At 71.2% G+C, this 25204-nt stretch carries 26 protein-coding genes, 1 tRNA gene and 1 riboswitch; of the genes, 10 read left to right on the top strand and 17 right to left on the bottom strand.

Annotated elements, in window-relative coordinates; all coding sequences use genetic code 11:
* Positions 1-79: 79 nt before the first annotated feature.
* The 3 genes from pheA to ACIBQ6_RS16595 form a co-directional block, all read right to left on the bottom strand.
* Positions 80-1000, bottom strand: a complete 921-nt coding sequence (gene pheA / locus ACIBQ6_RS16605) for a prephenate dehydratase (protein WP_352363259.1) — start codon at positions 998-1000, stop codon at positions 80-82.
* Between the two features lie 73 nt (positions 1001-1073).
* A complete protein-coding gene (locus tag ACIBQ6_RS16600) occupies positions 1074-1496 on the bottom strand; it encodes a DUF4446 family protein (RefSeq protein ID WP_397212735.1) in 423 nt (140 codons plus the stop codon).
* Between the two features lie 22 nt (positions 1497-1518).
* Positions 1519-2709 carry a glycosyltransferase 87 family protein gene (locus ACIBQ6_RS16595; RefSeq protein WP_397212733.1) on the bottom strand — a complete coding sequence of 397 codons (1191 nt, stop codon included), beginning with the start codon at positions 2707-2709 and terminating at the stop codon, positions 1519-1521.
* Between the two features lie 186 nt (positions 2710-2895).
* Here ACIBQ6_RS16595 and ACIBQ6_RS16590 point away from each other — a divergent pair, with 186 nt between their 5' ends.
* A complete protein-coding gene (locus ACIBQ6_RS16590; protein ID WP_397212731.1) occupies positions 2896-5244 on the top strand; it encodes a hypothetical protein in 2349 nt (782 codons plus the stop codon).
* Here the strand turns inward: ACIBQ6_RS16590 and mptB are convergent.
* The 3 genes from mptB to ACIBQ6_RS16575 form a co-directional block, all read right to left on the bottom strand.
* Positions 5129-6745 carry a polyprenol phosphomannose-dependent alpha 1,6 mannosyltransferase MptB gene (gene mptB / locus ACIBQ6_RS16585; protein WP_397212729.1) on the bottom strand — a complete coding sequence of 539 codons (1617 nt, stop codon included), beginning with the start codon at positions 6743-6745 and terminating at the stop codon, positions 5129-5131. The genes ACIBQ6_RS16590 and mptB overlap by 116 nt on opposite strands.
* A 122-nt stretch (positions 6746-6867) precedes the next feature.
* A complete protein-coding gene (locus ACIBQ6_RS16580) occupies positions 6868-7599 on the bottom strand; it encodes a glycosyltransferase family 2 protein (RefSeq protein WP_397154958.1) in 732 nt (243 codons plus the stop codon).
* The gene (locus ACIBQ6_RS16575) at positions 7596-7943 is read right to left on the bottom strand and encodes an STAS domain-containing protein (protein WP_352318253.1); all 348 of its coding nucleotides are present in this window, start codon (positions 7941-7943) and stop codon (positions 7596-7598) included. The genes ACIBQ6_RS16580 and ACIBQ6_RS16575 overlap by 4 nt, the downstream gene beginning before the upstream one ends.
* A gap of 160 nt (positions 7944-8103) precedes the next feature.
* Here ACIBQ6_RS16575 and ACIBQ6_RS16570 point away from each other — a divergent pair, with 160 nt between their 5' ends.
* Positions 8104-8529 carry a hypothetical protein gene (locus tag ACIBQ6_RS16570; RefSeq protein WP_358290975.1) on the top strand — a complete coding sequence of 142 codons (426 nt, stop codon included), beginning with the start codon at positions 8104-8106 and terminating at the stop codon, positions 8527-8529.
* Positions 8530-8612: 83 nt separating this feature from the next.
* Here the strand turns inward: ACIBQ6_RS16570 and ACIBQ6_RS16565 are convergent, their stop codons facing one another.
* Positions 8613-9737, bottom strand: coding sequence for a sensor histidine kinase (locus ACIBQ6_RS16565; protein WP_397212727.1), 1125 nt, complete (start codon positions 9735-9737; stop codon positions 8613-8615).
* Entirely contained in the window at positions 9734-10432 is a 699-nt protein-coding gene (locus tag ACIBQ6_RS16560) for a response regulator transcription factor (protein ID WP_358290979.1), read from the bottom strand. The genes ACIBQ6_RS16565 and ACIBQ6_RS16560 overlap by 4 nt, the downstream gene beginning before the upstream one ends.
* A gap of 106 nt (positions 10433-10538) precedes the next feature.
* Here ACIBQ6_RS16560 and ACIBQ6_RS16555 point away from each other — a divergent pair, with 106 nt between their 5' ends.
* The 3 genes from ACIBQ6_RS16555 to ACIBQ6_RS16545 are packed head-to-tail and all read left to right on the top strand — an operon-like array spanning position 10539 to position 11626.
* Positions 10539-10712: a hypothetical protein gene (locus ACIBQ6_RS16555; protein WP_358290981.1), complete on the top strand. Its 174-nt coding sequence runs from the start codon at positions 10539-10541 to the stop codon at positions 10710-10712.
* On the top strand, positions 10709-10909 hold the full coding sequence (locus ACIBQ6_RS16550; protein ID WP_352318263.1) for a DUF6412 domain-containing protein: 201 nt from the start codon (positions 10709-10711) through the stop codon (positions 10907-10909). Before ACIBQ6_RS16555 ends, ACIBQ6_RS16550 begins: the two co-directional genes overlap by 4 nt.
* A gap of 60 nt (positions 10910-10969) precedes the next feature.
* Positions 10970-11626, top strand: a complete 657-nt coding sequence (locus ACIBQ6_RS16545) for a YidC/Oxa1 family membrane protein insertase (RefSeq protein ID WP_397212725.1) — start codon at positions 10970-10972, stop codon at positions 11624-11626.
* On the opposite strand, the gene ACIBQ6_RS16540 is transcribed toward ACIBQ6_RS16545, so the two are convergent.
* Both ACIBQ6_RS16540 and ACIBQ6_RS16535 read right to left on the bottom strand, forming a co-directional pair.
* On the bottom strand, positions 11623-12048 hold the full coding sequence (locus ACIBQ6_RS16540; RefSeq protein WP_352363279.1) for an ATP-binding protein: 426 nt from the start codon (positions 12046-12048) through the stop codon (positions 11623-11625). The two genes, ACIBQ6_RS16545 and ACIBQ6_RS16540, sit on opposite strands and share 4 nt — an antisense overlap.
* A gap of 151 nt (positions 12049-12199) precedes the next feature.
* A complete protein-coding gene (locus ACIBQ6_RS16535) occupies positions 12200-14068 on the bottom strand; it encodes an ATP-binding protein (protein ID WP_397212723.1) in 1869 nt (622 codons plus the stop codon).
* Between the two features lie 95 nt (positions 14069-14163).
* On the opposite strand from ACIBQ6_RS16535, the gene ACIBQ6_RS16530 reads away from it, so the two are divergent.
* Positions 14164-14736, top strand: a complete 573-nt coding sequence (locus tag ACIBQ6_RS16530; RefSeq protein ID WP_358290987.1) for a methylated-DNA--[protein]-cysteine S-methyltransferase — start codon at positions 14164-14166, stop codon at positions 14734-14736.
* On the opposite strand, the gene ACIBQ6_RS16525 is transcribed toward ACIBQ6_RS16530, so the two are convergent.
* From ACIBQ6_RS16525 to ACIBQ6_RS16510, 4 genes are all read right to left on the bottom strand, one after another.
* Positions 14722-16059 (bottom strand): purine-cytosine permease family protein, encoded by a 1338-nt coding sequence (locus ACIBQ6_RS16525; protein WP_397212720.1) that lies wholly within the window; start codon positions 16057-16059, stop codon positions 14722-14724. The genes ACIBQ6_RS16530 and ACIBQ6_RS16525 overlap by 15 nt on opposite strands.
* Positions 16050-16163, bottom strand: a riboswitch (TPP riboswitch). Its footprint overlaps the gene before it by 10 nt.
* A gap of 51 nt (positions 16164-16214) precedes the next feature.
* Positions 16215-16538 (bottom strand): rhodanese-like domain-containing protein, encoded by a 324-nt coding sequence (locus ACIBQ6_RS16520; RefSeq protein ID WP_352318274.1) that lies wholly within the window; start codon positions 16536-16538, stop codon positions 16215-16217.
* A gap of 26 nt (positions 16539-16564) precedes the next feature.
* Entirely contained in the window at positions 16565-17443 is an 879-nt protein-coding gene (locus ACIBQ6_RS16515; protein WP_387672027.1) for an Fpg/Nei family DNA glycosylase, read from the bottom strand.
* A 57-nt stretch (positions 17444-17500) separates the two neighbouring features.
* Entirely contained in the window at positions 17501-18106 is a 606-nt protein-coding gene (locus ACIBQ6_RS16510; protein ID WP_397154971.1) for a TenA family protein, read from the bottom strand.
* 23 nt (positions 18107-18129) lie between these two features.
* Here ACIBQ6_RS16510 and ACIBQ6_RS16505 point away from each other — a divergent pair, with 23 nt between their 5' ends.
* Complete coding sequence (locus tag ACIBQ6_RS16505; RefSeq protein WP_397212718.1) at positions 18130-18780, top strand: GPP34 family phosphoprotein; 651 nt, start codon at positions 18130-18132, stop codon at positions 18778-18780.
* A 74-nt stretch (positions 18781-18854) separates the two neighbouring features.
* Here ACIBQ6_RS16505 and ACIBQ6_RS16500 read toward each other — a convergent pair whose 3' ends face one another.
* Entirely contained in the window at positions 18855-20120 is a 1266-nt protein-coding gene (locus ACIBQ6_RS16500) for an LCP family protein (protein WP_397212716.1), read from the bottom strand.
* A 244-nt stretch (positions 20121-20364) separates the two neighbouring features.
* Here ACIBQ6_RS16500 and ACIBQ6_RS16495 point away from each other — a divergent pair, with 244 nt between their 5' ends.
* Positions 20365-21711, top strand: coding sequence for a hemolysin family protein (locus ACIBQ6_RS16495; protein WP_358290998.1), 1347 nt, complete (start codon positions 20365-20367; stop codon positions 21709-21711).
* A complete protein-coding gene (locus ACIBQ6_RS16490; protein WP_357982951.1) occupies positions 21708-22754 on the top strand; it encodes a hemolysin family protein in 1047 nt (348 codons plus the stop codon). Before ACIBQ6_RS16495 ends, ACIBQ6_RS16490 begins: the two co-directional genes overlap by 4 nt.
* On the opposite strand, the gene pdhA is transcribed toward ACIBQ6_RS16490, so the two are convergent.
* Positions 22724-23791 (bottom strand): pyruvate dehydrogenase (acetyl-transferring) E1 component subunit alpha, encoded by a 1068-nt coding sequence (gene pdhA / locus ACIBQ6_RS16485; RefSeq protein ID WP_397212714.1) that lies wholly within the window; start codon positions 23789-23791, stop codon positions 22724-22726. The two genes, ACIBQ6_RS16490 and pdhA, sit on opposite strands and share 31 nt — an antisense overlap.
* 388 nt (positions 23792-24179) lie before the next feature.
* A tRNA-Leu gene (locus ACIBQ6_RS16480) sits at positions 24180-24262 on the bottom strand.
* A gap of 198 nt (positions 24263-24460) precedes the next feature.
* On the opposite strand from ACIBQ6_RS16480, the gene ACIBQ6_RS16475 reads away from it, so the two are divergent.
* Complete coding sequence (locus ACIBQ6_RS16475; RefSeq protein WP_125640997.1) at positions 24461-25201, top strand: DUF3662 and FHA domain-containing protein; 741 nt, start codon at positions 24461-24463, stop codon at positions 25199-25201.
* The last annotated feature ends 3 nt before the right edge of the window (positions 25202-25204 follow it).

Raw genomic sequence — 25204 nt, 5'->3', positions numbered from 1 at the left:
CGACCTGGGTGAACCATCGGGAACGGTCGGACCCGCGTCAACACCTCAGAGCGGTCAGGCCCGCGTGAACGCCCCAGGGTCAGAGCCGGCCGGATCTGATGCGGGCCAGCCAGTCGGCGGCCTCGGCGAACTGGGTGTCGGCCGTGCCCCTCTTGATCTGCGGCGCGACCCCGTCGGCGCGGGGGTAGCTGCCGAGGAAGCGCACCTCGCCGCAGATGCGGTGGAGCCCGGCGACGGCCTCGCCCACCCGCGCGTCGGCGATGTGCCCCTCGAAGTCGAAGTGGAAGAAATAGCGCCCGATGCCGTCGCCCGTCGGCCGGGACTCGATGCGGGTCAGGTTGACCCCGCGCACGGAGAACTCGGTCAGCATCTCCAGCAGCGCGCCCGGGTGGTCGTCGGCCAGGAAGACGACCAGCGTGGTGCGGTCGGAGCCGGTCGCCTCCGGCAGCGGCCCCGGACGGCTCACCTTGACGAACCTGGTCACCGTGTCGGACCGGTCGCCGATGTCGCCGGCCAGTGCCACCAGCCCGTAGTGTTCACCGGCGATGCGCGCGGCGATGGCCGCGTCGTACGGCGAGCCGGGCAGCGAAACCTCCTGGGCCGCGGCCGCCGTGGAAGGCGCGGCGACCACCACGGCGTCGGGCAGCTCGCGGGCGATGAAGGCGCGGCACTGCGTGATGGCCGCGGGATGGGTGTAGACCCGCTTGATGTGCGCGATCTCGGTGTCGGGCCTGGCCAGCAGCGAGAACTGGACCGGCAGCAGCAGCTCGGCCGTGATCGTCAACGGCTCGCCCCAGGCGAACTCGTCGAGCGTCGTGGTGATCGCGCCCTCGATGGAGTTCTCCAGCGGCACGACGGCGCCGTCGGCGTCACCGGAACGGGCGGCGTTGAGCGCCGCGCTCACCGTGGCGCAGGGCAGGCGCTCGGCGGCGGGGTCAAGGAGCCTCAGGGCCTCTTCGGTGAAGGTCCCTTCCGGTCCGAGATAGGCGAGTCTGGGCATGTATCCAGAGTATCCGCAGGTGGTCGCAGCACGCCGCCCTTTCGCCGACCGCGTACGGCACCCGTACGGACACTCAGCGTGAACCCTTGAGGACCCGCGGCGGGACCAGCGGCCCCAGCCCGAGCCGGGCCGCCCGCACCGCCTGCTCCTCCTCCGGCGACAGCGGCTGCTGCCCCTTCCCGCCCACCACCGGACGCACGTACGTGCGCGTCTCGCTGGTGCCGTTGATCGAGGTCAGCACGATGCCGTCGCCCAGCCCGTTGATCATGGCCACCGAGAACGAGAGCCTGCCGCTCATCTCGGCGAGCGCGTCGTAGCGGCACACGGCCACGTCCCTGATCGCCTTGAGGTCGCCGGCGCCCTCGCCGGCCTGCCTGGCCACCCTGCGCAGACAGTCGTCGACGGCGACCCTGGCCTGCCTGAGGCCCATGTAGCCGATGAACACGCCACTCACCCCGGCCACGAGGCCCACGACTACCCAAGCGGTAACGAGCACGACACAGAGGGTAATACTTCGGTCAAGCCGGCTGCCGCCGTTTGGGCAACCAGGACGCCAGCAGCCAGACCAGAACCAGCGCCCCGAGCCCGAACCCGTCCTGCACGATCTTCCCGAGCACCAGGCTCACCCCCGGGATCCCGGCGGCGATCAGCGAGACCCCCCACCAGGGCACGGGCACCACGTAGAACAGCCAGACCCCCGCCGCCACCCGCAGCCTCACCGGATCGCGCCCGTCGCCGACGATCGCCCCGAGCACCACGACCACCCAGGCCAGATGGTGGATCCAGGCGACCGGCGAGAGCAGCACCGCCATCAGCGACGTCAGCGCCACCGCCGTCAGCTCGTCCTTGGCCTGGTACGCCGCCCGCGCCGCGTGGAACCCGTACCAGGCCACGGCCGCCACGATCACGGCCCAGATCACGAACGTCAGCGACTCCGGCATGTACAGCCGCAGCAACATGCCGCGGATCGACTGGTTCGTCGTGGCGGTGTTCGCCCCCAGCCGCTCCGGATCGAGCAGCGCCGAGAACCAGAAGGCGGACGCGTCCTGCGGGATCACCACGAACGGCAGCACCGTCAGCACGGCCGCCACGAACGCCGCCATGAAGAACGTCCGCCACTGCCTGGTGACCAGGAAGTAGATCAGGAAGACGCCGGGAGTCAGCTTGACGGCCGTGGCCAGCCCGACCAGGAAGCCCCGCGGCAGCCAGGGCCGCCGTGCCAGGCAGTCCACCAGGCACAGGGCGACCAGCAGGATGTCCACCTGCCCGAACCGCACCTGGTCCCGGATCGGCATCAGGTACGTGCAGGCCACCATGAGCAGCCCGAACACCCACGGCACGTAGGCCCGCAGCGTCTGGCGGAAGGCGAACCAGACGGTGACCGCCAGCGCCACGAAGATGCCGGCCGTCCACACCCATTGGGCGGTGCCCCAGGACATCTCGGCCAGCGCCACGGCCAGCATCGCCGCGACGGGCGGATAGGTGAACGGCAGCAGCTGGGGCGCCGGGGTGAAGAAGTCGTACACCGGACGGCCGTCGAGCAGCATCTGGCCGCCGGTACGGTAGACGTCGAGGTCGACGAGCCGCTGGTCGTCCGGGTTGGTCAGCCACGTGTGCACGAGAGGCGCGGCCGCCGCCGCGACGACGAGCGCCACCACCACCCACGCCCACCACTGCCGCCGGATCACTCGCACCTCGCCTCTTGTCACGATGTGGCACGTTACCGTGGCTGTTGATCGAGGGCGCAGACACTGGGGGTTCCGTACATGCCTTACGCCACGCTCGGGGGCGAGCACCAAGCGCGTCGCGTACGCCCCGCGACCCCGAGCGCCCACCCCAAGCCCCTGCACAGTCTCGGTGCAGCGGCGCCTCGGGCGCGCCGCCATCTCATCACGGTGCTCCTCGGCCTCCTGATCGCCGCCCTCCTCCTCCCCGGCACGGCCGCCGCCGCCCAGGGGAGCGCCGCGGCGGCCTCGGGCAACGGCGTCCCGGGGCAAGGCGGGCCGGCAGGGGGGCGGGTCGTCGTGGTCGGCGTCCCCGGCCTCCAGTGGAGTGACTTCAGCGAGTCGGGCACGCCGACCCTGTGGAAGCTCGTCGCCCAGGGCAGCTCGGCGTCACTGTCCACCCGCGCCGTCCCGCCCAAGGACCGTGGCCTCACCTGCCCCATGGCCGGCTGGCTGACCGTCTCCGCCGGTCAGCGCGCCGGCACCCCCGGACAGGGCTGCCCCGCCGCGACGCCTCCTCAGGCCGCCGGGGAGGGCGCCACCGTCCCCGGGTGGCGGGAGCTGGTGGCCTTCCAGGCCGACACCGGCTACGCGGCCCAGATCGGCACGCTCGGCCAGTTGGTGGCGGACGGCGGAGGCAAGGTGGCGGCGATCGGCCCTGGCGCCGCCCTCGCCGCCGCCGACAAGACCGGAAAAATCACCAAATACGCCCCCACCCTCGACGCCCTGAACGACCTGACCCCCTACAACCTGATCGTCTTCGAAGCCGCCGACCTCACCACCGCCTGGGCCCGCGGCCCCCTCGACGATCACGGAATCCCGGTCTCGCTCCCGGCCGCCGAACGCCGAGCCGCCGCAACCAGGGCGGACCAGCAGATCGCCGCCCTGATCGGCAAGGTGCCCCAGAACACCACCGTCCTGCTCGCCGGCATCTCCGACCTCAGCCCGAACGCCCACCTGCACGCGGCCCTCGCCACGGGACCGTCCCCGAGCGGGCAGCCGTACCCGCGGGGTGGCTCTCTCACCGCCTCCTCCACCCGCCAGGACGGCCTGGTCACCATCACCGACCTCACCGCCACCGCCATCCAGCTCCTGGGCCTGACCGCCCCTCGCGACGTGGTCGGCCGCGCCTGGCAGCCCGACGGCGACGCCTCCGCGCCGGCCGCCGCCACGGTGACCCGACTGGCCGACGGCGACCTGGCCAGCCAGGTGCTCCGGGACGTACGCGGGCCCTTCTTCACCGTCCTGGTGAGCGTCCAGCTGCTCTTCTACGCCCTGGCCGCCCTGGCGCTGCGCCGCCGCAGCTCCTCCCGTGCCCGGCAGTCCCTGCCCGCGTCCGACGCCGCCGGCTCGTCGGCCGACCGCACGCCCACGGCGACCGCCGCCGTGCCGGGCGCTCCCCAGGCGGACGGCCACCCTGCCCCGGCTGCGGGCGGCGACCCGGCCGACGCCTCGAAGCTGCTGGCCGCCATCCAGGTGGTGGCGACGGTCAGCGGCGCCATCGCCGTCTCCACGTTCCTGGCCCAGCTCGTGCCGTGGTGGAGCCTGCCGATGCCGATGGTCTCGGTGATCGTGACGATCCTGGCCATCGCCGCCCTGGTCACCGGCCTCGCGTTCGCCGGCCCCTGGCGTGCGCACGTGCTCGGCCCGCTCACCGTGGTCGCGGCCGTCACCTCGCTCGCCCTCCTGATCGACGTGATGACCGGCTCGGCCCTCCAGGTCAACGCCGTGACCGGCTACGAACCCGTCACCGGAGGACGGTTCTACGGCTTCAGCAACATCGCCTTCGCCGTCTACGCCACCGGCACGGTGCTCGGCCTGGCCGGGGTGGCGCATTGGCTGCTCGGCAGGGGCGTCTCCAGGACGGTGGTCGTGGCGCTGTGCGGCCTGTACGGCGCCTTCGCCGTCTTCGCGGACGGTTCGCCCTCGTGGGGCGCCGACTTCGGCGGTGTCCCGGCGTTCGTGATCGGGGTGGCGGTCTTCCTCATCCTGCTGTCCGGCAGGCGGGTGTCGGTGCTGAAACTCCTGCTCGTGGGGGTGGGCGCGGTGGCGCTGATCGCCGCCATCTCGGTCTTCGACTGGATGCGCCCGGCCGACAGGCGCACGCACCTCGGCGCGTTCGTGCAGCAGATCATCGACGGCCAGGCGTGGACCGTCGTCGGACGCAAGTTCGGGGCCATGATCGGCGTGACCGTGGGCAACTGGCCGCTGACCCTGCTCTCGCTGGTCGCGCTGGCCTTCCTGTTCCTGGTGCTGGCCCGCCCGTCGCGCTGGGGGGCCTCGGCGCTGGGTCAGGCGTACACGCTGGCCCCGCCGCTCAGGGCCGGCCTGTTCGGGACGCTCACCTGCGCTTTCATCGGCTTCCTGATGAACGACTCGGGCATCGCCATCCCGGCCATGGCGCTCACGGTGGCGGTGCCGCTGACGCTCGCGGCCTGCGTACGGGCCCTCCAGCTCGCCACGCCCACACCACCAGCAGAACGGTCAACGCCAGCAGCGCCCACGCGATCTGAGGCCTGAGGACGCCACTGAGCCATTCGACGCCCCGCGGCTGCCCGTCGACCCGGGCGGGCAGGTAGGCCAGGGACAGGACCAGCAGGTGGGCGACCATGAACCCGTCGACGGCCGAGGCTCCCACCAGGGCGAGCATGCCGAACGCCAGCCCGTCGTACCAGGGCAGGATGTACGGCGTGGCGAACAGGTAGGCCACGACGAGCGCCGCCGCCATGACCGGCGCCTCCAGCCCTCCGGAGGCCCCCTCGCGGAAGGCGGACCGCCGGGACGCCAGCCGGAGCAACGACCAGGCGACGAGCGCGAGCACCACCAGCGCGCCCACCTGGATCTCGCCCCGATACGCGCGCCCGGTGCCCACCAGGGCCCAGAGCCCCCCCTGCACCAGCTTCCAGAACGAGGCATGCGAGATCGCCTTGCTGGTGGTCGTCACCGGCGTGATCGCCTCGGGCCCGACGACCGCGTAGCCGACGACCACCACGGCCAGCGCGCCGGCCGCCATGACGGCGAGCCGCCCAGGACGGCGGCGCAGCTCCCACGCGGGCCCCAGCGCCACCAGCCCCGCGTTGAGCTTCGTCGCCACCCCGAGCCCGAGCAGCACCCCCGACGTGACCGGACGTGCCCTGGCCAGCAGCGCGGCCACCATGCAGGCGATGGCCAGGGTGTCGGCGTGCATGCCCGCGACCAGGTGGTAGAGCAGGAGCGGATTGACCGCCCACAACAGGGCGGCCCGCAGCCGCCGGGCGGGGTCGTCCCTGGTGAAGCGGTCGATCAGCAGGGCCGTGACGACGAAGGCGGCGGCGTTGAACACCGCCAGCACGAAGATGGTCAACCGGAGCGAGTCGCCGCCGATCCAGCTCGCCAGCGCCTGCAGAGCGGTGGCGACGGGCCCGTAGACGCTGGGTTCCTCGCGCCACGGCCGCTCGACCGCGTCGGCGATGGGATCGCCCGGCAGGTCGACGGCGCCGTGCGTGTAGGGGCTGAGCCCCAGCGTGACCATCCGGCCGTACACGGCGTAGTTGAGGTGATCGCCAGAGCCCGAGGGAGGCAGGAACGCGAGCACCCCCGCGGCGAGACAACCGAGCAGCACCAGCGGCCGGACCCGCAGCCCGGGACGCGGCCCGGCGGCCAGCGCCGCCAGCAGCCCGGCCCCGCCGATGAGCAATGCCGCCGCGGCCAGGACGAGCACCGCATAAGGATCAGGACGGGCATCCAGCCAGTACGGCGGCTGCCACCCCGGCCCGCCCAGCGCGGGAACCATGGGAGAGGGCCCGAGCAACCCGATCGTGATCGTCAGGAGCACCGAGACCGCGATCATCACCAGCCCGGGAACCGCGAGCCGCGCTCGAACGGCGTCGAAGAGCCGCCCCGGCCGAGGCGCCGCCGCGCGCCCACCGGCCGCGGAGGCCCGGGCGAACACCGGCCGCCCACCCCACGCGACGACCCCGCCCCCGCCCGCCGGGAACCGGCGCCGGTCGGCGGCGGACCACGGAAGCCGCAGCGATGCCACCCGGAAGGGTGGGGCTTGTGCCTGTTTGCGGCGTCTCTCCGAAGTCACCCGCAAATTCCAGCACACTCGTCACGGCCCCAGCCCCAGATCATCCACGCCTGTGGATAACCCGGAGCACGAAATCACCGCTTAGGAAGGAGTTTGCCGAGATTTTCGACGACCACCGGCTCCCGGCTCGCCAGAGCCAGAGCGACGTCCCGCAACTGCCGGGCGCGGTGCAGCTGAGCCCGCCAGTCGTTGCCGGTGGCGCGGTGGGACATCTCCACCTCGACCTCGACGACCCTGAACCCCTTGCGCAGCAGGTCGATGGTGAGCGCCGTCTCCACGCCGAACCCGTGCGCCAGCGGCCGGGCGGCCTCGAAGGCGGCTCGGGTCAGGCAACGCTGGCCGTTGAGCGGCTGGGCGGCCTCGAAGCCGGTGGCGCGGCGGATGCCGTCTTTGGACACGCGCACGACTAACCCATGGCCGCCGAGCTTCACCCGCGTGCCGAACAGCGCGATCGTCATGTCGGCCTTGCCCTCGCGCACGGGCTCCACCAGCGGCGCCGCGGCGCTCGCCGTGTCACCCAGGTCGGCGTCGAGGAAGAGCAGGTGGCGAGGGGTACGGTCCTCGTCGAGGAGGCGTACGGCCTCAGCGCCCGTCTCCATGGCCGCGGCCTTGCCGCGGTTGCGGCTGTGGCGGACCACCCGCGCGCCCGCCGCCCGCGCCACCTTGCCGGTGCGGTCGTGCGAGCCGTCGTCGACGACCACGACGAGATCGACGCCCGGCAGGCCGGCCGCCGCGGCGACGGTGGCGGCGATGCGGTCGCCCTCGTTCACCGCGGGAATGACGACGGCCGTGTCAGCCTGCGTCATGATCCCTCGGTGATGAGGAACTCCTGCGGCAGCTCGTCATGCACGGTGAACACCGAGACGAGCCCCGTCACCTGCAGGATCTTGCGGACGGCCGGACGCGGCGCGGCCACCTCCAGCACACCCCCCCGCTCTTTCATGCGCTTGAGCGCCGAGAGCAGCACGTTCATCCCCGTGGAGTCGCAGAAATCCACGGCGGACATGTCGATGACCACCCGGCTGGGCTCGTCCTGCAGCAGCCGAGTGAACTCGGCCTGCAGGTGAGGCGCCGTATAGAGGTCGATTTCTCCGGTGATGGCAACGAGTGCGCACCCGGCATGTGATCGAGTCGAGACCTTGAGCTCCACATGGGCAGGCTAGCGGCGCGGAGGCTTCCGGTCACGTTGTCACGCCGAGAGGGGAACGACAGGTTTTTGTCCTCCGTTTGGGCTCCATCAAAACGGAGAGTACGCGAAGCTTGACAGCGTGACACCGGAACCGGCAACGCTTCATGGAGAAGGAGGGGCTGTGGCCCGCCCCATGGGCCTCGTATCGATGAATGCAGAGAAACCTGAAGATCCACAGCGTCAGGGGCTCCGGGAACGTCTGGAGACCATCCTCATCCGCACAGAAAAGGCCACGTCATGGCATGACGAAGCAGCGCGCCTGCGCAGTCTGCTGAACCACGAGGGCTACGTCCCGATCCGCACCAGGCTGGCGAGCGAAGACCTCGACTTCCTGGCCGGCTCCCGCGCCGACCTGCTCAGGTTCGCCGAGCTCGGGCTGCGGCTGCTCGACCTGCACCAGCCGCGTGACGCGGGTGGCATCACGAGCGACACCGCCAACCCGATCCTGCGGTGCCGGAGCTGCATGTGGCGCTGGCCCTGCCCGACGTTCCGGGCGATGTCGGAGTCGTTCGGGCAACGCGACACCGCGCTCCCCGAACCCGCCTGACCCGGGCGCCCAGACCCGGGCGACCCACGATCGAGGAAGCGAGACCACAGCGGAAGATCGAGGCAGGACACCGTGCGGGAACGTCAACTTCCGGACACCAGGGGCAACCGGATCTCGAACCGGCACCCCGGTCCTTCGTTGACCACCCCGATCATCCCATCATGCGCCTCGACGATCCCCTGGGCGATCGCCAGCCCGAGCCCGGCGCCGCCGTCGGCGGTGGGCGTACGCGCGGCCTCCCCCCGGAACGCCACCTCGAACACCCGAGGCAGATCCTCCTCGGGAATCCCCCCGCAACCGTCGGCCACCGAGAGGCAGGCCATCCCCTGCTCGTCCACCCCCGCCCGCAGCACCACGGCCCGTTCCGACGGCGTGTGCCGGATGGCGTTGACGACCAGGTTCCGCAGGGCCCGGCCCAGCGCCGCCGCGTCGGCCTCCACGGGCACGGCCCCCGCCGCCTCCGCCGTGAGCACCACCCCCTTGGCCCTGGCCAGCGGCTCGACCCCGGCCAGCGTGTCCGCGACGAGGTCGGCGAGCCCGATCCTGGCCCGCGAGAGCCGCAACGCGCCCGCGTGGATGCGCGACAGCTCGAACAGGTCGTCCACCATGGCCGAGAGCCGTTCGACCTCCAGCTTGATCTGGCCGTGGTAGCGCGCGACCGTCTCGTGCTCGGCCACCACCCCGTCCTCCAGGGCCTCGGCCATGGCCCGCAGGCCGGCGAGCGGCGTGCGCAGGTCGTGGCTCACCCAGGCGACCAGTTCCCGGCGCGCGCCTTCGAGCGCGCGTTCCCGCGCGTACGCCTCCTCAAGGGTGCTCGCGATCTCCTGGAGCTCGGCCGGCAACCCCAGCGGCGCCCTGAACGGCACGTCGCGCACAGCCGCCACCAGCCGCCTGCTCTCCCCCACCACCCGCCTGGCCAGCACGAACGCGACCCCGAGCCCCACCAGGCCGCCCACCGCGACCACGCTGAGCACGAAGTCCTTGACCGCCCCCTCGATGATCATCTTCATGGTGATGGCGACCACGCCCGCCAGCGTCGCCGCCACGGCGACCACCACCACGACGGCCAGCATCACCCCGATCGACCTGGTCCGCAGCCGTCCCATGGCCCATACGCCGGCGGCGGCGACCAGCAGCCCCAGCCCCGCCGAGACGGCCACGACCATGGGCAGCTCGCTCATCGACACCATGGGATCGGGAGGCGTCACCCCGCGCTCTCCTGCGGCTCGTACCGGTAGCCGACACCCCAGACCGTGACGATCCGCCGCGGCTCGGTCGGGTCCGCCTCGACCTTCTCCCGCAGCCGCCGCACGTGCACGGTCACGGTCGAGGAGTCGCCGAACGACCATCCCCACACCTGGTCGAGCAGCGCCGACCGGCTGAACGCCTGGCGCGGGTTGCGCATGAGGTAGGCCAGCAGGTCGAACTCCCTGGCCGTCAGCATCACCTGCGCGCCGCCGAGCCGCACCTCGTGGGCGCCGACGTCCACGACGAGGTCGCCGTCGCGCAGCACGCCGGTGCCGGCCGTGACCGACGCCCCCCGCGCCCGGCGCAGCACCGACTGCACGCGCAAGGCCAGCTCCCGGGGGCTGAACGGCTTCGTCACGTAGTCGTCGGCCCCGGTCTCCAGGCCCACCACCCGGTCGATCTCCTCGCCGAGCGCGGTCAGCATGATCACCGGGACCGGCCACCGCTCCCTGAGCTTCCTGCACACCTGGAGCCCGTCGATCCTGGGCAGCATCAGGTCGAGCACCATGAGGTCGGGCGGGTCGGCCAGGGCCCTGCGCAGCGCCTCGGCGCCGTCGCCCACGCACTCCACCTCGTGCCCGTCGCGCTCCAGATAGCGCGCCACGACCTCGGACACGGTCGGATCGTCGTCGACCACCAGGATGCGGGTGTTCACCGTCTCACCGTACGGCTGAGCCCCACGTGGCGGACATGGTGGCGGACATGGACGTCACAGGTTCGTAAGCCTCGCGGATCATGCTCGCAGGACGTACGGTGGCCTCATGAGTAGAGTCGTGATGCTCGTTTTAGGGACCCTTCTCGGTCTCTTCGTGCTGTTCAACTTCCTCCTGCCCCTGCTGGCAGGTCTGTTCAAGTTCGCCCTGATCGTCGGGGTCGTCGGCCTGATCGTCTTCATCACCGTCACCGTCGTCGGTAAGTCCCGTTCGTCGCAGTGACGTCGCTTCTGTTCGATCCGTGGCTGGTGGGGATCACCATGATGGCGATCCTCCTGCTGGCCACGTGGGCGGCCACGTTGCCGCCCGTCCTCGGCGGTGAGTCTCCCGGCTTCCCGCTGACCTACGCGCGCCGCACGGCCTTCCAGCGGCTGCGCGATCCCGACGCGGCCGGACGCCCGCGTCCACGAGCGCCCTAGGCGAGCCCCGCTTCCGTCAAAGCGGGGCTCATCGTCATGTGTGAGCCCTGATCCGTCGTCATGTCTGAAGGGCTCATGATCGATTCACTTGTCACGTTCGTCATCGGCGTGTCCGGCGGCCATGCCGCGCTCGCCATCGTGCTGTTCACCCTCGCCGTACGCCTGGTCCTGCTGCCGCTCAACGTCCGGCAGGCGCGGGCCGGCCAGGTCCGGCAGCGGCTCGCGCCCAAGTTGCAGGAGTTGCGTAAACGCCATGGGCGCGATCCCGAGCGGCTGTCCAAGGAGCTGACCGCTCTGTACGCCCGGGAGGGCACGTCGCCGTTCGCAGGGATCTTGCCGATGCTGGCGCAATTGCCGTTCCTGTGGCTGATGTTCAGGGTGGCCACGCACCCGACGGCACTGGCCGGTCACACTCTGTTCGGGGCGCCGCTGGGCCAGCAGCTCGCGGGTGTGGTGGCCAATTTCGGTCTGATCAGTTGGCCGGTTTCGGTCTTTGTCGTCGTGATCGCGGGGCTCGTGCTGCTGGCATGGCTGTCGGCACGCTCGATCAAGGTGTCGGAGGAGCAGCCTGAGTTGCTGCGCAAGGTCATGCCGCTGTTGCCGTACGGCTCCGCGCTGGCCGTGCTCGTGCTCCCCCTGGCGGCCGGCCTGTACCTCCTGGTCTCCACGGCGTGGGCCGTCACCGAACGGGCCGTACTGGCGGCCAGGACCGCCTAGCCGGCCTCCTTCAGGGCCGCGACCTGCCCGTTCACCGCCGCCCCGTTGGGTGCGGGCAGGATGGCCCACACCGTCGTCGTGTCACCGTCGTGACGAACCCCCCAGCTCTCAGCCACGTATTCGACGATCCCCAGCCCCCGGCCCCCGAGCGAAGACAGGGTCGGGCGGCCCGCCCGCGGCTCCGTCGCCGCACCCCCGTCGCTGACCGCCACCTCTATGTGATCGTCGCTACGCATCCATGCGACCCTCACCATGCCTGAAGGCAGCGGATGCGCGTGCCGCAGCGCGTTGCTCAGCAACTCGCTCACCACCAGCACCGCATCGTCGATCGCGGCGGTGTAGACCCCACAATCCTGCAGGTCAGTGCTCAGACGCTGGCGGGCGACGGCGACGCTGGACGGCGCGTACGGCAGCAGCACCACGCTTGACACACCCACCTCCCCGTTCCCTGTGCCCCCCGCGGGAACACTCCCCGGTACGACCGAAATGCCCCGTTAGCCAATCGCAGAAACCGCATCTCGATCACAGCTTGTACACATTGGACGATAGATCAGCTCAACTGTGACCACCTCGTTACCGCATCGGTGTGTCGGATCGGATAGGGGAAGCGCGCCTCAGGATCAACCGCATCCTCGTACCCCCTCCGGGCCTCGATTGAGCACTCACTTCTCCCCCCTGTGCCCTGGCCAGACTGCGCACGATGTAGAGGCCCAGCCCCACTCCACCAAAGCGCCTCCGGTCCCCGCTGTCCACCTGGACGAAGCGCTCAAAGATCCGTTCGCGGTCAGGCGGTGGGATTCCGACCCCCTCGTCATCCACCACTACGACCACGCCGTCGTCTTCGGGCCAAGCTTCAACACAGATCAATCCACCCATTGGGGAATATTTAAACGCGTTCTCCAGCAATTGCCCCAAAACGATGTCGGTTGCCAGGGCGTCACCCAGCACCGGCGGCAAATCGTCCGGGATGCGCACTTCGACGCGGTGGCGGTCGGACAACACGGGGAGGCCGAGCGTGGCCGCGTGGATCCGGGCCGCGAGGTCGAACGCCTCGATCCGCACGGCCAGCTCGTCCGCGCCCGCCCTGGCTCCCAGCAGCAGGTGGTCCATGAGCTGGCCCAGCGATCCGGCCCGCTCGGCGATCGTGTGCACGGCCGAGCGGCGTTCCGCGTCGCTCATCTTGTCCCAGCGCGCGTCGAGCGTGCCGGCGAACCCGCGCACGATCGTGATCGGCGTGCGCAGCTCGTGGCTGGTGGTGGCCAGGAAGAGGTCCTTGGCCTCCTCCAGCTCCTTGGCCTGGGTGACGTCGCGGAAGTCGATGACGATCTCGCCGGTCTCCTCGATGCGCGCGCTCACCACGTCCAGCCAGCGCCCGTTCTCCATCTGGAACGTGAGCTTCTCGCCGGGGCTGGGCAGCGGGAACGGCGGCGGGCCGCCGATCACCGCCTCGGCGGGGAAGGCGGTCAGCTCGGCCGCGGCGGGGTTCCAGCGCACGACCCGGCCGGCGTCGTCCAGCACGGCGATGCCGTCGGCGCTGGCGTCGAACACGGCCCGCTCGTGCGCCCGCTGCCGCACCGCCTCCTGGTAGGCCACCGCGTTGCCGACCGCGATGCCGGCGTGCCCGGCCAGCAGTTCGAGCAGCTCCAGCTCCAGGTGGCCGGGGGCGGGCCCGGCGAACAGCGCGTAAAGGGCCCCGTAGGGGCGGCCGCCGACCGCGGCCAGGCCGAGCGCGATCGTGTGCAGCCCGTTGAGCCTGGCCCAGACCAGGTCGCCGAGCCCCTGGGACTCCAGCATGACGGTCTTGCCCGTCCGTAAGAGCTTGTCCACCAGGCTCGTCCGCAGGCCGGTGGTGGTGCCCCTGAGCGTCTCCGGCAGCCGGTACGTGCTGACCAGCCGCAGCCGCTCCCCCTCGATCAGCACGAACCCGCCCGCGTCCGCGCCCGTCAGCTCGGTGAGGCTGGCCGAGATGCGGTCGAGCACGGCCGGCAGCTCCAGCTCGGAGTTGATGTCGCCGACCACGTCGGTGAGCCGGCGCACCAGCCTGGCCCGGCGTTCCATGCGCAGCCCGGCGACCTCGTCGGCCCGCGCGGGATGGTGGGCCAGGACGTAGCCGACCACGGAGTTGCCCATGCGCAGGGCGTTGATGTCCACCCGCAGGTCGAGCGGCCTGCCGTCCTTGTGGACGCGCTTGGTGCGCAGCGACACCTGGCCCCCGGTGCGGACGCGCTCCAGCACCGCGTTGTGCTCGGCGGCCAGCTCGTCGGGGACGATCGGCGCCCGGCGACCCAGCATCTCGGCCGCCGTCCAGCCGAACAGGTGCTCGGCCGCCGCGTTCCAGACCAGCACGCTCTGGTCGCGGTCGAGCGCCACCACGGCGTTGGGGGACCCGGCGAGCACGGCGCGAGCGATCTCCTCGTCACTGCCGACCCATGCGTATCCCACACCTCCATAGTGCACGTGGCGTGGTGGGTCTGACGGGCGATCCGTCCGATACGCTGCGCTCACGAAGATTCCGGTGGCTGAAACGGGTGAGAGGCATGTCGAGCAGCGACCTCGATGCCCTGCTGAGAGTGACCTCCAGCACCTACAAGGGCGAGGGGCCCCCGGACATCGCGTTCGGCACCTACGACGGCGCGGTGGGCAGGCTGGTGCTCGCGGTGACCGGCAAGGGCATCGCGGCCTGCAGTTTCGAGGCCGAGAACACCGTGTTCGAGCGGGTGGCCAAGGAGGTCGGCACGTTCATCGGGCCCGACGCCCGCCGCCTCGACCCGGTGCGCCGGGAGCTCGACGCGTACTTCTCCGGCCGGCTGCGCACCTTCGCCACGCCGGTCGACCTCGCGCTGGCCACGCCGTTCGCCCGTACCGTGCTGCAGAAGACCATGGCCGTGCCCTACGGCACGACCACGACGTACGAGGAGATCGGCGCGAGCATCGGACGGCCGCGCGCCCTTCGCGCGGTCGGCAACGCGGTCGGCGCCAACCCGGTGTGCGTGATCGTGCCCTGTCATCGGGTGGTCCGCGAGGACGGCGAGCTCGGCGACTACGCCGGAGGCGTGGCCGCCAAGCAGCACCTGCTCAACGTCGAACGCCGGGTCTCAGCGGGCCGCTGAGCGGCGCCGGCCGAGCACGCCGATGAGCAGCGTCACCAGGGCCGCGACCAGCGCGCCGCCGAGCGCGCCGTTCATCCACGGCTCCCGCGTGAAGCCGACGGCCTCGCGGGCGGAGGCCCAGAAGCCGTCCCAGCCGGCGACCGTGGGCGTCGAGGTGGTGAACCAGTAGGCGGCGAAGCCCAGCGCCCACGGCAGCAGCATCAGCCAGCGCGAGGGCGCGTCCTCGGCGGTGTTCCAGCGGGCCGCGCCGCCGAGCACGAAGTAGTCGACGGCCAGCACCGCGAACATCGGCACGAACACCGCGCCGATCACCCCGAGGAACGCGCCGTAGGAGGTGACGTCCACGACCAGGGCGATCGCGGTGGTGAGCACTCCGATCGCGGTGGAGACGACCCGCCGGTCCACCTTCGGCATCAGGTTCTGCAGCGAGACGGTGGTGGAGTAGACGTTGGCGAAGGACTGGTCGGTCTCGCGCAGCACCAGGATGCCGAAGAACAGCGCGCCCAGCGGCGCCGCGACGAACGGCTGGAACACGACCATGCCGTCGGCCTGGACCGCCTGGGCGCCCGCGATGGCCACCGCGTACACGCCGAGTGCCAGGCAGGCCACCTGGGCGACGGTGTAGCCGCCGACGACGCCGGTGAAGGCGGCCCGGCTGGAACGCGAGTGCCTGGCGAAGTCGGCGGCCATCGGCACCCACGACACCGACAGGGCGATGACGTAGTCGACGGCCGGGGCGAAGGCCGTCCACGACCCGCCCGTGTACGTCGGCGCCTCGCCCAGGAACGACACGGTGAACCAGATCAGCGACACGATCACGCCGGCGGTCACGTACCGGCGCAGCAGCCGGATCGACCCGAGCGGCCAGACGGCGAGCGCGGTGGTCAGCACCCCCGCCACCACCACCCACACCTGGTACGGGACGCCGCCGAAGATCGCGTTCGCGGCCTTGGCGATCACCCAGAGCTCGAAGGCCCCCCAGCCGAGCATCTGCACGATGTTCAGCACGGACGGGACGTACGACATCTTCGCCCCGAACAGCCCGCGCAGCAGCACCATCGCCGGCCGCCCGGTCTGCGTGCCGGGGATGGCCGACAGGCCGACCATGGCCGTGCCGATGAGGCTGCCGACCACGGCGGCCGTGAGCGCGGCCACGAGGCTGAGCGGCGCGTCGCCCAGGGGATCGATCAGGACGAGCGCGCCGGAGAAGCCGAGGAGGCTGACACCGAGGTTGGCCCAGAGCGCGCCCTGGTCGAGGACGCCGAGGGTCTTGGGGGGCGCGCCGTCAAGGGTCAGCGGAACTTCGTCGACGACATGCGTCATCGCACACTCCCTACGCCGGCATTACCCGGACAGGTTCAGGCGGTCGGCAGCGGCTGTGTTGCTGCCCTCTCAGCCCGGCACCCCGAGCTCCCGCGACTATGCAGTTGGCGCCCTCATCATGCCTCAATGGCGGCGGAACCGCCACAGTGGGGCATTCAGGCCACGAAAGGATCCTGCCCGGTCTCGCTGACCATCGGACGGCGCGCGAACTCCCACGACTGCATGCCGCCGCCCACGTTGACGGCGTCGCGCCCGAGCTGGTTGAGCCACGCCGTGACCTGCATCGACCGGCCGCCGACCCGGCACACCACGTAGACGGTGCGGTCGGCGGGCACCTCCTCGACCCGGCCCTGGATCTGCGACATGGGGATGTGCACGGCCTCGGGGGCGTGGCCGGCCAGCCACTCGTCCTGCTCGCGGACGTCGAGCAGGTAGGCGTCGTCGGGAACGGCGGTGACGTCGATCTCTGGAACGGTCATGCCTCCATCATCCCGCGCCCGGGACCCTACTTGAGCAGGCGCGACATCCGCCGGTCGGCCAGCGGCTTCCCGCCCGTCTGGCAGGTCGGGCAGTACTGGAGCGCGGAGTCGGCGAAGGACACCTCGCGGATCGTGTCGCCGCACACGTCGCACGGCTGGCCGGCCCGGTTGTGCACGCGCAGCCCGGACTTCTTCTCCGCCTTGAGGTCTTTGGCGGCCAGCCCGTGCGCCCGTTCGACGGCGTCGCGCAACGTCGTCACGATGGCCTCGTGCAGGTCGGCTATCTGCGCGTCGGTCAGCGTCGCGGCGATCTTGAACGGCGACATCCTCGCCGCGTGCAGCACCTCGTCGGAGTAGGCGTTGCCGATGCCCGCGATCACCTTCTGGTCGCGCAGCAGCCCCTTGATCTGGGTGCGGTTGCCGCCCACGATGCGCTTGAGCGCCTCGACGGTGAAGGCGTCGTCGAGCGGGTCGGGGCCCAGGGCGGCGACGCCGGGCACGTCCTCCGGCTTGTCGGTGACGTAGACGGCCAGCCGTTTCTGCGTGCCGGCCTCGGTCAGCTCGAAGCCGGGGGCCAGGCCGTCGTCGTCCGGCGCCAGCCGTACGCGTACGGCCAGCGGCCCCTTGCCCGGCCGCACCGGCCGCGCGCCGGTCAGGTCGTCGCGCCAGCGCAGCCAGCCGGCGCGGGCCAGATGGATGATCAGGTGCAGGCCGTCGCAGTCGAGGTCGAGGAACTTGCCGTGCCTCGACACGTTCGTGACGGTGAGCCCGCCGAGCGCGGTGACCGGCGGGTCGAACGTCTTGAGCGCCTGGAAGCCGACGACGTCGACGCCGGCGATCGAACGGCCGACCGCCCGCTCGCGCAGGAAGTTGGTGAGCGACTCCACCTCGGGAAGTTCCGGCATGCCCCCAGGGTATGGCGCGCGCCGGACCGGCACGCGACTACGGCACGTCCCAGAAAGCTACGGCACGTCCCAGAAGGCGAGCTCGTGTGCCATGCCCTCGGCGAACAGCGCTTCCGCCCGTACGGGGTCGGGGTCGGCCTCGTCGATCATCTGCCCGATCCGTACGGTCAGCGCCGCGAACGCGGGGTCGGCGTAGGTGTCCACCCAGGCCCGGTACCGCGGCTCGGCGGGCGGGTTCTCGGCGAGGATCTTCCCAAGACTCGAATAGCCCCACATACACGGATAGAGCGCGGCCAACCCCTCCCCGTACGACCCCGCCGCCTCCAGCAGAAACGCCGTGTACGCCACACACGCCGGCCCCTTCACCGCATTGTCCAGATCGGCCCCGAACTCCGCCGACAACGACCGATGCAGCCGCAGTTCGTCGTGGTACGTCGCGTACGCCAGATCCACCAGGTCTCCCAGATGCCCGTCCGGCGCCTGCCAGGCCAGCCTGGAGAACACCCGCACATAGTCGAGCAGGTACAGGTAGTCCTGCTCCAGCCAGGACCGGAAGACCGGCTCCGGCAGGTCGCCGCGCCCGATGCCGGCCACCGTGGGATGGTCCAGCTGCGCCTGGAGCAAGGGCCGGCCGATCGCGTGAAGTCTTTCCGAAATGCTCATGCCTGGGAGGTTAGTGTCGGGACATGACCGTGACGATCGCCGAAGAACTCCTCCTCCTGGCCCACGACGAGGAAGCAGGCAAACAGCTCATCGGAGGCGTCCAGCTCGACCCCGCGCTCGGCGGCGCGATCCTCGCCGAGCTGGCCGCCGCGGGCCGCGTCGAGCTGGCCGACGACAAGGTGACGGTGAAGGACCCCACCCCGCTGGGCGACGCCGAGCTCGACGCCGCCCTCGCCCGCATGGCCGAGGACGGCAAGGCCAGGAAGCCCGCGTGGTGGGTTCAGCGGCTGCAGTCGGACAAGCTGCGCAGGCGCCTGCTCACCAGGCTCGCCGAGGCGGGCGTGCTGGCCGAGGAGCGCGGCCGGGTCCTGGGCGTCTTCCCGACCACGCGCTGGCCGGAGGCGGACCCCCAGGTGGAGGCCGACGTGCGCGAACGCGTCACGGCCGTCCTCGCGGGCGCCGACCCCGACGAGCGCACCGCCACGCTGATCGCGATCATGCACGCGGCGAAGCTCGACCGCAAAGCCTTCCCGGGCGCCGACCGCGAGCGCGTCAAGGAGATCGCCGAGGGCGAGTGGGCCGGCCAGGCGGTCGCCAAGACGATCACCGCCATCACCGCGGCCATCGCCGCCACCGCCTCCACCGCCGCAGTCGTCGCCGCCACCACGACCTGAGCCGTGCCCTTGCCGGGCCGGGCCCCTGATCGGGCCCGGCCGTTCCCGCGAGGCTCGCGCCTACGCGGGACGGGTCAACCGGCGTCCACGATCTCCTTCGGCACCGGCTTGTCGGCCTTCAGCGCGTCGAAGAGGGCCAGCGCCTTGAGCCGGTCCCACTTGACCGCCGCGCCGCCGCCGGCGACGATCTCGTTCCCGCCGAACGGCACCACCGTCGTGACCGGGCTGTCGCCCATCGCCAGCCCCAGCGAGAGCATGTCGAACGCGCCGGTGCCGGAGTCGACCTCGACCGCGTCCGTGGCGCTCATGGCCAGCGGGATCGAGGTGAACGGGTTGATCAGCACGCCCGGACTGGCGGCCTTCTTCACCACCGCGCCGAGGAACTGCCGCTGCCGCTTGGTGCGCTCGAAGTCCGGCAGCGCGCCGCCCTTGCGGGTGCGCACGTAGCCGAGGGCCTGGGCGCCGTTGAGCACCTGCTTGCCCTTCTTGAGCTTGAGCCCGGCCTTGGGGTCGTCGACGTCGGCCCGGACGTTGATCTCGACGCCGCCGATCGCGTCCACGATGTCCACGAAGCCGGCGAAGCCGATCTCCATGTAGTTGTCGACGTGCACGCCGGTGACCGTCTCGATCGTGCGGACCAGCAGCTTCGGCCCGCCGGACGCGTACGCCGCGTTGAGCTTGTCGCGCCCGCGCCCCGGAATGGTCACCGCCGAGTCGCGCGGCAGACTGACCAGGGTGGGCTTGTCGCCGTTGTCGGAGATGTGCAGCAGCATCATCGAGTCGGTGCGCTGCCCGACCGCGCGCCCGGTGGCCAGCTTCTTGCGCTCGGCCGCGGTCAGCCCCTTGCGGCTGTCGGAGCCGACCAGCAGCCAGTTGGTGCCGGGCGTGTCGGCGGGGCGGCCCGGGTACTCGTCGAGCACCCCGTCGATGCCCGCCAGCCGGGAGTTGATCCAGAAGAACAGGCCCACGGACGCCACCAGGAGCAGCGCGACCAGGCCCGCGACGATCTTCAGGACGGTCCGGCCGCGCACCCGCGGCCCCCTGGGCCCGCGCGGCTCCTTCGGCGCGGTCTCGCCCGCCGCCCTGAGCGGTTTGACCGGGCTGTTCCCGGCACGCTCGCGTCCGTAGACCTTGCCCGATCGGGGAGGCGGCGGAGGCGGCGGCGACTGCTGCTGCTCGTCGGAGTAGGCGGGCAGCTTGGACGTGGCCGCGTTCGGCACGCCCGGCGGGACCCGGTGGGCGGGTGCGCCACCGGAACGCTGCCCGTCGCCGGGCCTCGGTGGCAGCGGGCGGCCGTCGCCCGGCGAGCGCATGGCCCGCGTACGGTCGTCCTCGGACACTTCGCCTTCTTCCCTTCGGTATGCCATAGACGCTACGTCCAACCCCCTGGCAGTGAAGACATCTCACCAAGTTTCTCCCACGGACAAGTACACACAACTAGCTGAGAGTCACTGCGGAAACATAGACGCGGACTGCGTCGTTAGCGTTATGGACGACCTCTATCGAAGGGATGATCGTGTCCGCTCCGGACTCGTGGAGTCTTGGCCCGTGCCTCGGCACGGGTTCCTCTGAGGGCTCACCCCGGTGAGCGCCTATCTCGGCCTACTGGCCCTTTTCCTCCTCACCGCCGCCACCGGGTACTTCGTCGCCCAGGAGTTCGCCTTCGTCGCCGCCGACCGGGGCCTCCTGCGCGAGCAGGCCGCCGCCGGTGACACCCAGGCCGAAAAGGCGCTCCAGGTGACCTCCCGGCTCTCGTTCATGCTCTCGGGCGCCCAGCTCGGCATCACCGTCACGGCCCTGCTCGTCGGCTTCCTGGCCGAGCCGGCCATCTCCGTCCTGGTACGGCCCTGGCTCGACGGCACGGGCCTGCCCGACGCGGCGATCACGGGGCTGTCCGTGGCCGCCGGCGTGTTCGTGGCGACCGTGGTGCAGATGGTGCTCGGCGAGCTGGCGCCGAAGAACCTCGGCATCGCCAGGCCCGAGCCGGTGGCCAAGTTCCTGGCCGGGTCCACGCTGGTCTACCTGGCGGTCGTCGGGCCGGTGGTCAAGCTGTTCGACTCGGCCGCCACCGGGCTGCTCCGCCGCGTCGGCATCGAGCCGGTCGAGGAGGTCGAGCACGGGGCCACCCCCGAGGAGCTCTCCCGGATCATCGAGGAGTCGACCCAGGCGGGCGAGCTGCCCCCGAGGTTGTCGGAGCTGCTGGAGCGCGCCCTGGAGTTCGGCGACCACAGCGCCGAGGAGATCATGGTGCCGCGCCCCCGCGTGGTGGCGCTGCGCGACTCCCAGCCCATCTCCGACCTGGTGGAGGTCATGCGCGAACGCGGCCACTCCCGCTACCCCGTCGTCGGTGACGACGGCGACGTGGTGGGCGTGACGGGCGTGCGCGAGCTGCTGGAGTCCGGCCTGGACGAGGGCCTGGTCGGCAGCATCACCCGCCCCGCGCTGCTGGTGCCCGACTCGCTGCCGCTGCCGGCCGTCCTCGACCGGATGCGGGCGGCCAACGACGACATCGTCTGCGTCATCGACGAGTACGGCGGCCTGGCCGGCGTGCTCACCGTCGAGGACCTGGCCGAGGAGCTGGTCGGCGAGCTCGTCGACGAGAACGACCCCGAGCCGGCGGGCGCCGTCGAACGGCCCGGCGGCGTCTGGGAGGTGCCCGGCTGGCTCAGGCTGGACGAGGTCGAGCGCGCGACCGGCGTCGCGCTGCCGGAGAGCGACGACTACGACACCCTCGCCGGCCTGGTGCTGGCCCGGCTGGGCCGGATGCCCGACCCCGGCGACATGGTGACCGTCCCGATCGAGGGGGTCGCCGACCCGTTCGCCGACGACGCGGCCGAGCACCTGGCCGAGCTGACCGTCATGTCGCTCAACCGCCGGGTGCCCGAATGGGTGCGGCTCGCGCCCGTGCAGCACGCGGAGGCGTCCCGATGACGATGATCCTGGTCAGCCTCGCGCTGCTGTTCTTCAACGCGCTGTTCGTGGCCGCCGAGTTCGCGTTCGTCTCCGCCAGGCGGCACCGCCTGGAGGAGATGGCCTCGGGCGGCAACCGCCTGGTCCGGGTCGCGGCCAAGTCGGCCGTGGGCGGCGGGCGTCAGCTCTCGCTCATGCTGGCCGGCGCGCAGCTCGGCATCACGCTGTGCACGCTGGGCCTCGGCCAGGTCACCGAGCCGGCCATCGAGCACTTCCTGGAGCCGGTCTTCGCCGCCGTCGGCGTGCCGGAGTCGCTGCGCATGCCGATCGCGCTGACGATCGCGCTGGCGCTGGTGACGTTCCTGCACATGGTGGTGGGCGAGATGGCCCCCAAGTCGTGGGCGCTGACGCACCCCGAGCGGGCGGCGCTGGTGCTGACGCTGCCGTTCCGCGGGTTCACGCAGCTCATGCGGCCGCTGCTGTCGTCGCTCAACGGGCTGACCAACCTGATCCTGCGCCTGTTCGGCGTGCAGCCGCGCGACGAGCTGGCCACCACCAGGACGCCCCGGCAGCTCGCCATGCTGGTGGGCGAGTCGGGCCGGATGGGCCTGCTCGACCGCGAGGAGCACGACCTGCTCACCCGCGCGCTGCGGCTGCAGGCCGAGGGCATCGAGCGTCTGATGGTGCCGATCGACCGGGCCGTGAAGGTGCCGCCGGCCGCCGGGTCGGCCCAGATCAGGGCCAGGGCGGCGGGCAGCGGGCACCTGCGGCTGCTGGTGGGCGGTCCGGCGGGCATCGAGGGCGTCCTGCACGCCCGTGACGCCCTCCTGCAGCCCACGCGTACGGCCGGTGAGCTCGCCAGGCCGCTGCCGAGGCTCGCGTGCGTCACGCAGGTCCCCGAGGCCGTGACGGCCCTTCAGGAGGCCCGCGCGCACCTGGCGCTGGTCACCGGCCAGGGCGGCGCGGTCATCGGCATGGTGAGCCTCACGGACCTGCTGGGCGAGCTCCTGGACACCAAGGCCGCCTCGCGCGCCTACTCCCCGGCGGCGAACCCGTCGAGGTAGGCGGCGTGCTGCGCCCGCTCGGCCTCGATGAGCGGGTGCGGCTCGGCGTAGACGTGTTCGAAGATCGCCGAAGGGACGGGGTCGGGCAGTTCGAGCAGCCGCCTGCGCAGCTCGGCCCCGATCTTGGCGGCGTCGGCCTCGACCTCGCGGAAGAAGTCGTCGCCGGTGCCGGCCGCGGTCAGGTACGCCCTGACCCGCTCGATGGGGTCGCGCCGCCGCCACGCCTCGACGTCGTCCTTGGCCCGGTAGCGGGTGGGGTCGTCGGAGGTGGTGTGCGCCCCCATCCGGTACGTGAACGCCTCGATGAGCGTGGGCCCCTGCCCCGACCGGGCGTCGGCCAGCGCCTTGCGCGTGACCGCGAGGCAGGCCAGCACGTCGTTGCCGTCGACCCGGACGCCGGGGAACCCGAAGCCTTCGGCCCGGCGGTACAGCGGGATCCGCGACTGGCGTTCCTGGGGCTCGGAGATGGCCCACTGGTTGTTCTGGCAGAAGAACACGATCGGCGCGTGGCAGGCGCCCGCGAAGACGAACGCCTCGTTCACGTCGCCCTGTGAGGTGGCGCCGTCGCCGAAGTAGACGATGGTCGCCCCGGCCTTGTCGGTGCCGATGACGCCGTCGCGCTGCATGCCCATCGCGTAACCGGTGGCGTGCAGCGCCTGCGTCCCGATGACGATCGTGTACAGGAAGAAGTTGTGCCGGGACGGGTCCCAGCCGCCGTGGTTGACGCCGCGCCACATGGCGACCACGTCGAGGGGGTCCATCCCCCGGCAGTAGGCGACCCCGTGCTCCCGGTAGGAGGGGAAGACGGCGTCCAGATCCCCGACGGCGCGCCCGGAGCCGACCTGGGCGGCCTCCTGACCGAGCAGGGACGTCCACAGCCCCAGCTCCCCCTGACGGGCGAGCGCGACGGCCTCGGAGTCGATCCGCCGGACGGTCACGAGATCCCGATAAAGATCCCGGATCTCATCATCCGAGACGACCAGCGGATATTCCGGATGCTCCACGCGCTCACCGGAGGGCGTGAGCAGCTGAACCATCGAGTCATCCATGTGCGGCAACCCCCTGAACAGAAACCCAGCGGCCACAGTTTGCCGTAGCCCTCAGGATCACCCGAACCCGCCCACCAAACCAATGTGACCTAAATCACGCAAGCCACCAGAAAGTTCGCTGCAAGTCGGCTGACCTAAAGTCCAAGAGCCACGTCACAAGAAAGAAATCCCAGGACCCTTGCGCACCAGAACCCGGTACGAAACTGTGGGCCAGACCCGAGAGACGAGCAACCCCCATGGACGGGGGCCCGGGGGAGAATCCCCCGAACGCTTGTCCCCCTGGGGGTCCGGGGGTTATCCCCCGGGCAGATATGACGAGGGGACCCGAGGAAGCCGACCTGTAAGGCCGGCGACCAAGGATCCCCTAGTCACCGAGTGGGCGAGGAGGGATTTGAACCCTCACGTCCTTTCGGACACACGGACCTGAACCGTGCGCGTCTGCCGTTCCGCCACCCGCCCGTTTGTGGGTGCGGAGAAACAGTAGCACGGAACAGCCACTGGTACTGAACCCGGATACGATCGCAGAAGACACGGAAGCGGAGGAGCTGGGCGCGACTGGCAACGAGCGTCACGACGCCGCCTCGTGGGACGAGCGGAAACCGGGCGCCGGAAGCGTCTGGGGCCGCGATCATATGCAGGGAAGAAGGGAGGTACCCGGTGGGAGTCCTTCAGCGCTTCGAGCGAAGGCTCGAAGGCTTGGTTGAGGGGGCCTTTGCGCGGGCGTTCAAATCTGACCTTCAGCCGGTCGAGGTCGCCAGCGCGGTTCAACGGGAGATGGACGAGCGGGCGGCGATCGTCGCACAGGGCCGGACGCTCGTGCCCAACGACTTCGTGGTGGAGCTGTCCACGACCGACAGCGAACGGCTTGAGGTCTACGCCGACAGCATCAGCCACGAGCTGGCCAACCTCGCCAGGGAGTACGCCAAGGAACAGGGCTACTCCTTCGTGGGACCGGTCCGGGTGCGCTTCGAGACCGCCGGGGACCTGGCTGTGGGCCTGTTCCGCATCCGGTCCGGCGTCATCCGCGGCGCGACGGTCGAGCAGGACGAGATCCGCCAGCCGGCGAGCGACCTGCCCCCGTCCAGGCCCGGGGCCTTCAACGGGCGGCCCAGGCTGCTCGTCTCCACCCAGGACGACCCGCAGGGCGACCGCTCCTACGAGCTCACCACGCCGGTGACCTTGCTAGGCAGGGGCACCGACTGCGATCTTCGTCTTGTCGATCCGGGAGTCTCGCGGCACCATGCGGAGCTGCGCGTCGAGGGGCAGCTCGTGGCCCTCGTCGATCTCGGTTCGACGAACGGCACCTTCGTCAACGGCCAGCCGGTACGCAGAATCGAGCTCCAGAACGGCACGCGAGTGACGCTGGGACGCACGACTCTGGTGTTCCGGCGCGATTAGGGG

This window comes from Nonomuraea sp. NPDC049655, assembly GCF_044465465.1.
In the GTDB taxonomy this organism is placed as follows: domain Bacteria; phylum Actinomycetota; class Actinomycetes; order Streptosporangiales; family Streptosporangiaceae; genus Nonomuraea.
The sequence above is the reverse complement of the archived record's forward strand: the minus strand, read 5'-3'. Positions and strand labels throughout refer to the sequence as shown.

Excerpts from the sequence above, each read along its gene's own strand:
- pheA (WP_352363259.1), bottom strand. The coding sequence starts at position 1,000 with ATGCCCAGACTCGCCTATCTCGGACCGGAAGGGACCTTCACCGAAGAG.
- ACIBQ6_RS16580 (WP_397154958.1), bottom strand. The coding sequence starts at position 7,599 with ATGACGCAGGCTGACACGGCCGTCGTCATTCCCGCGGTGAACGAGGGC.
- ACIBQ6_RS16555 (WP_358290981.1), top strand. The coding sequence starts at position 10,539 with ATGAGTAGAGTCGTGATGCTCGTTTTAGGGACCCTTCTCGGTCTCTTC.
- ACIBQ6_RS16545 (WP_397212725.1), top strand. The coding sequence starts at position 10,970 with ATGTCTGAAGGGCTCATGATCGATTCACTTGTCACGTTCGTCATCGGC.
- ACIBQ6_RS16530 (WP_358290987.1), top strand. The coding sequence starts at position 14,164 with ATGTCGAGCAGCGACCTCGATGCCCTGCTGAGAGTGACCTCCAGCACC.
- ACIBQ6_RS16525 (WP_397212720.1), bottom strand. The coding sequence starts at position 16,059 with ATGACGCATGTCGTCGACGAAGTTCCGCTGACCCTTGACGGCGCGCCC.
- ACIBQ6_RS16520 (WP_352318274.1), bottom strand. The coding sequence starts at position 16,538 with ATGACCGTTCCAGAGATCGACGTCACCGCCGTTCCCGACGACGCCTAC.
- ACIBQ6_RS16515 (WP_387672027.1), bottom strand. The coding sequence starts at position 17,443 with ATGCCGGAACTTCCCGAGGTGGAGTCGCTCACCAACTTCCTGCGCGAG.
- ACIBQ6_RS16510 (WP_397154971.1), bottom strand. The coding sequence starts at position 18,106 with ATGAGCATTTCGGAAAGACTTCACGCGATCGGCCGGCCCTTGCTCCAG.
- ACIBQ6_RS16505 (WP_397212718.1), top strand. The coding sequence starts at position 18,130 with ATGACCGTGACGATCGCCGAAGAACTCCTCCTCCTGGCCCACGACGAG.
- ACIBQ6_RS16490 (WP_357982951.1), top strand. The coding sequence starts at position 21,708 with ATGACGATGATCCTGGTCAGCCTCGCGCTGCTGTTCTTCAACGCGCTG.
- pdhA (WP_397212714.1), bottom strand. The coding sequence starts at position 23,791 with ATGGTTCAGCTGCTCACGCCCTCCGGTGAGCGCGTGGAGCATCCGGAA.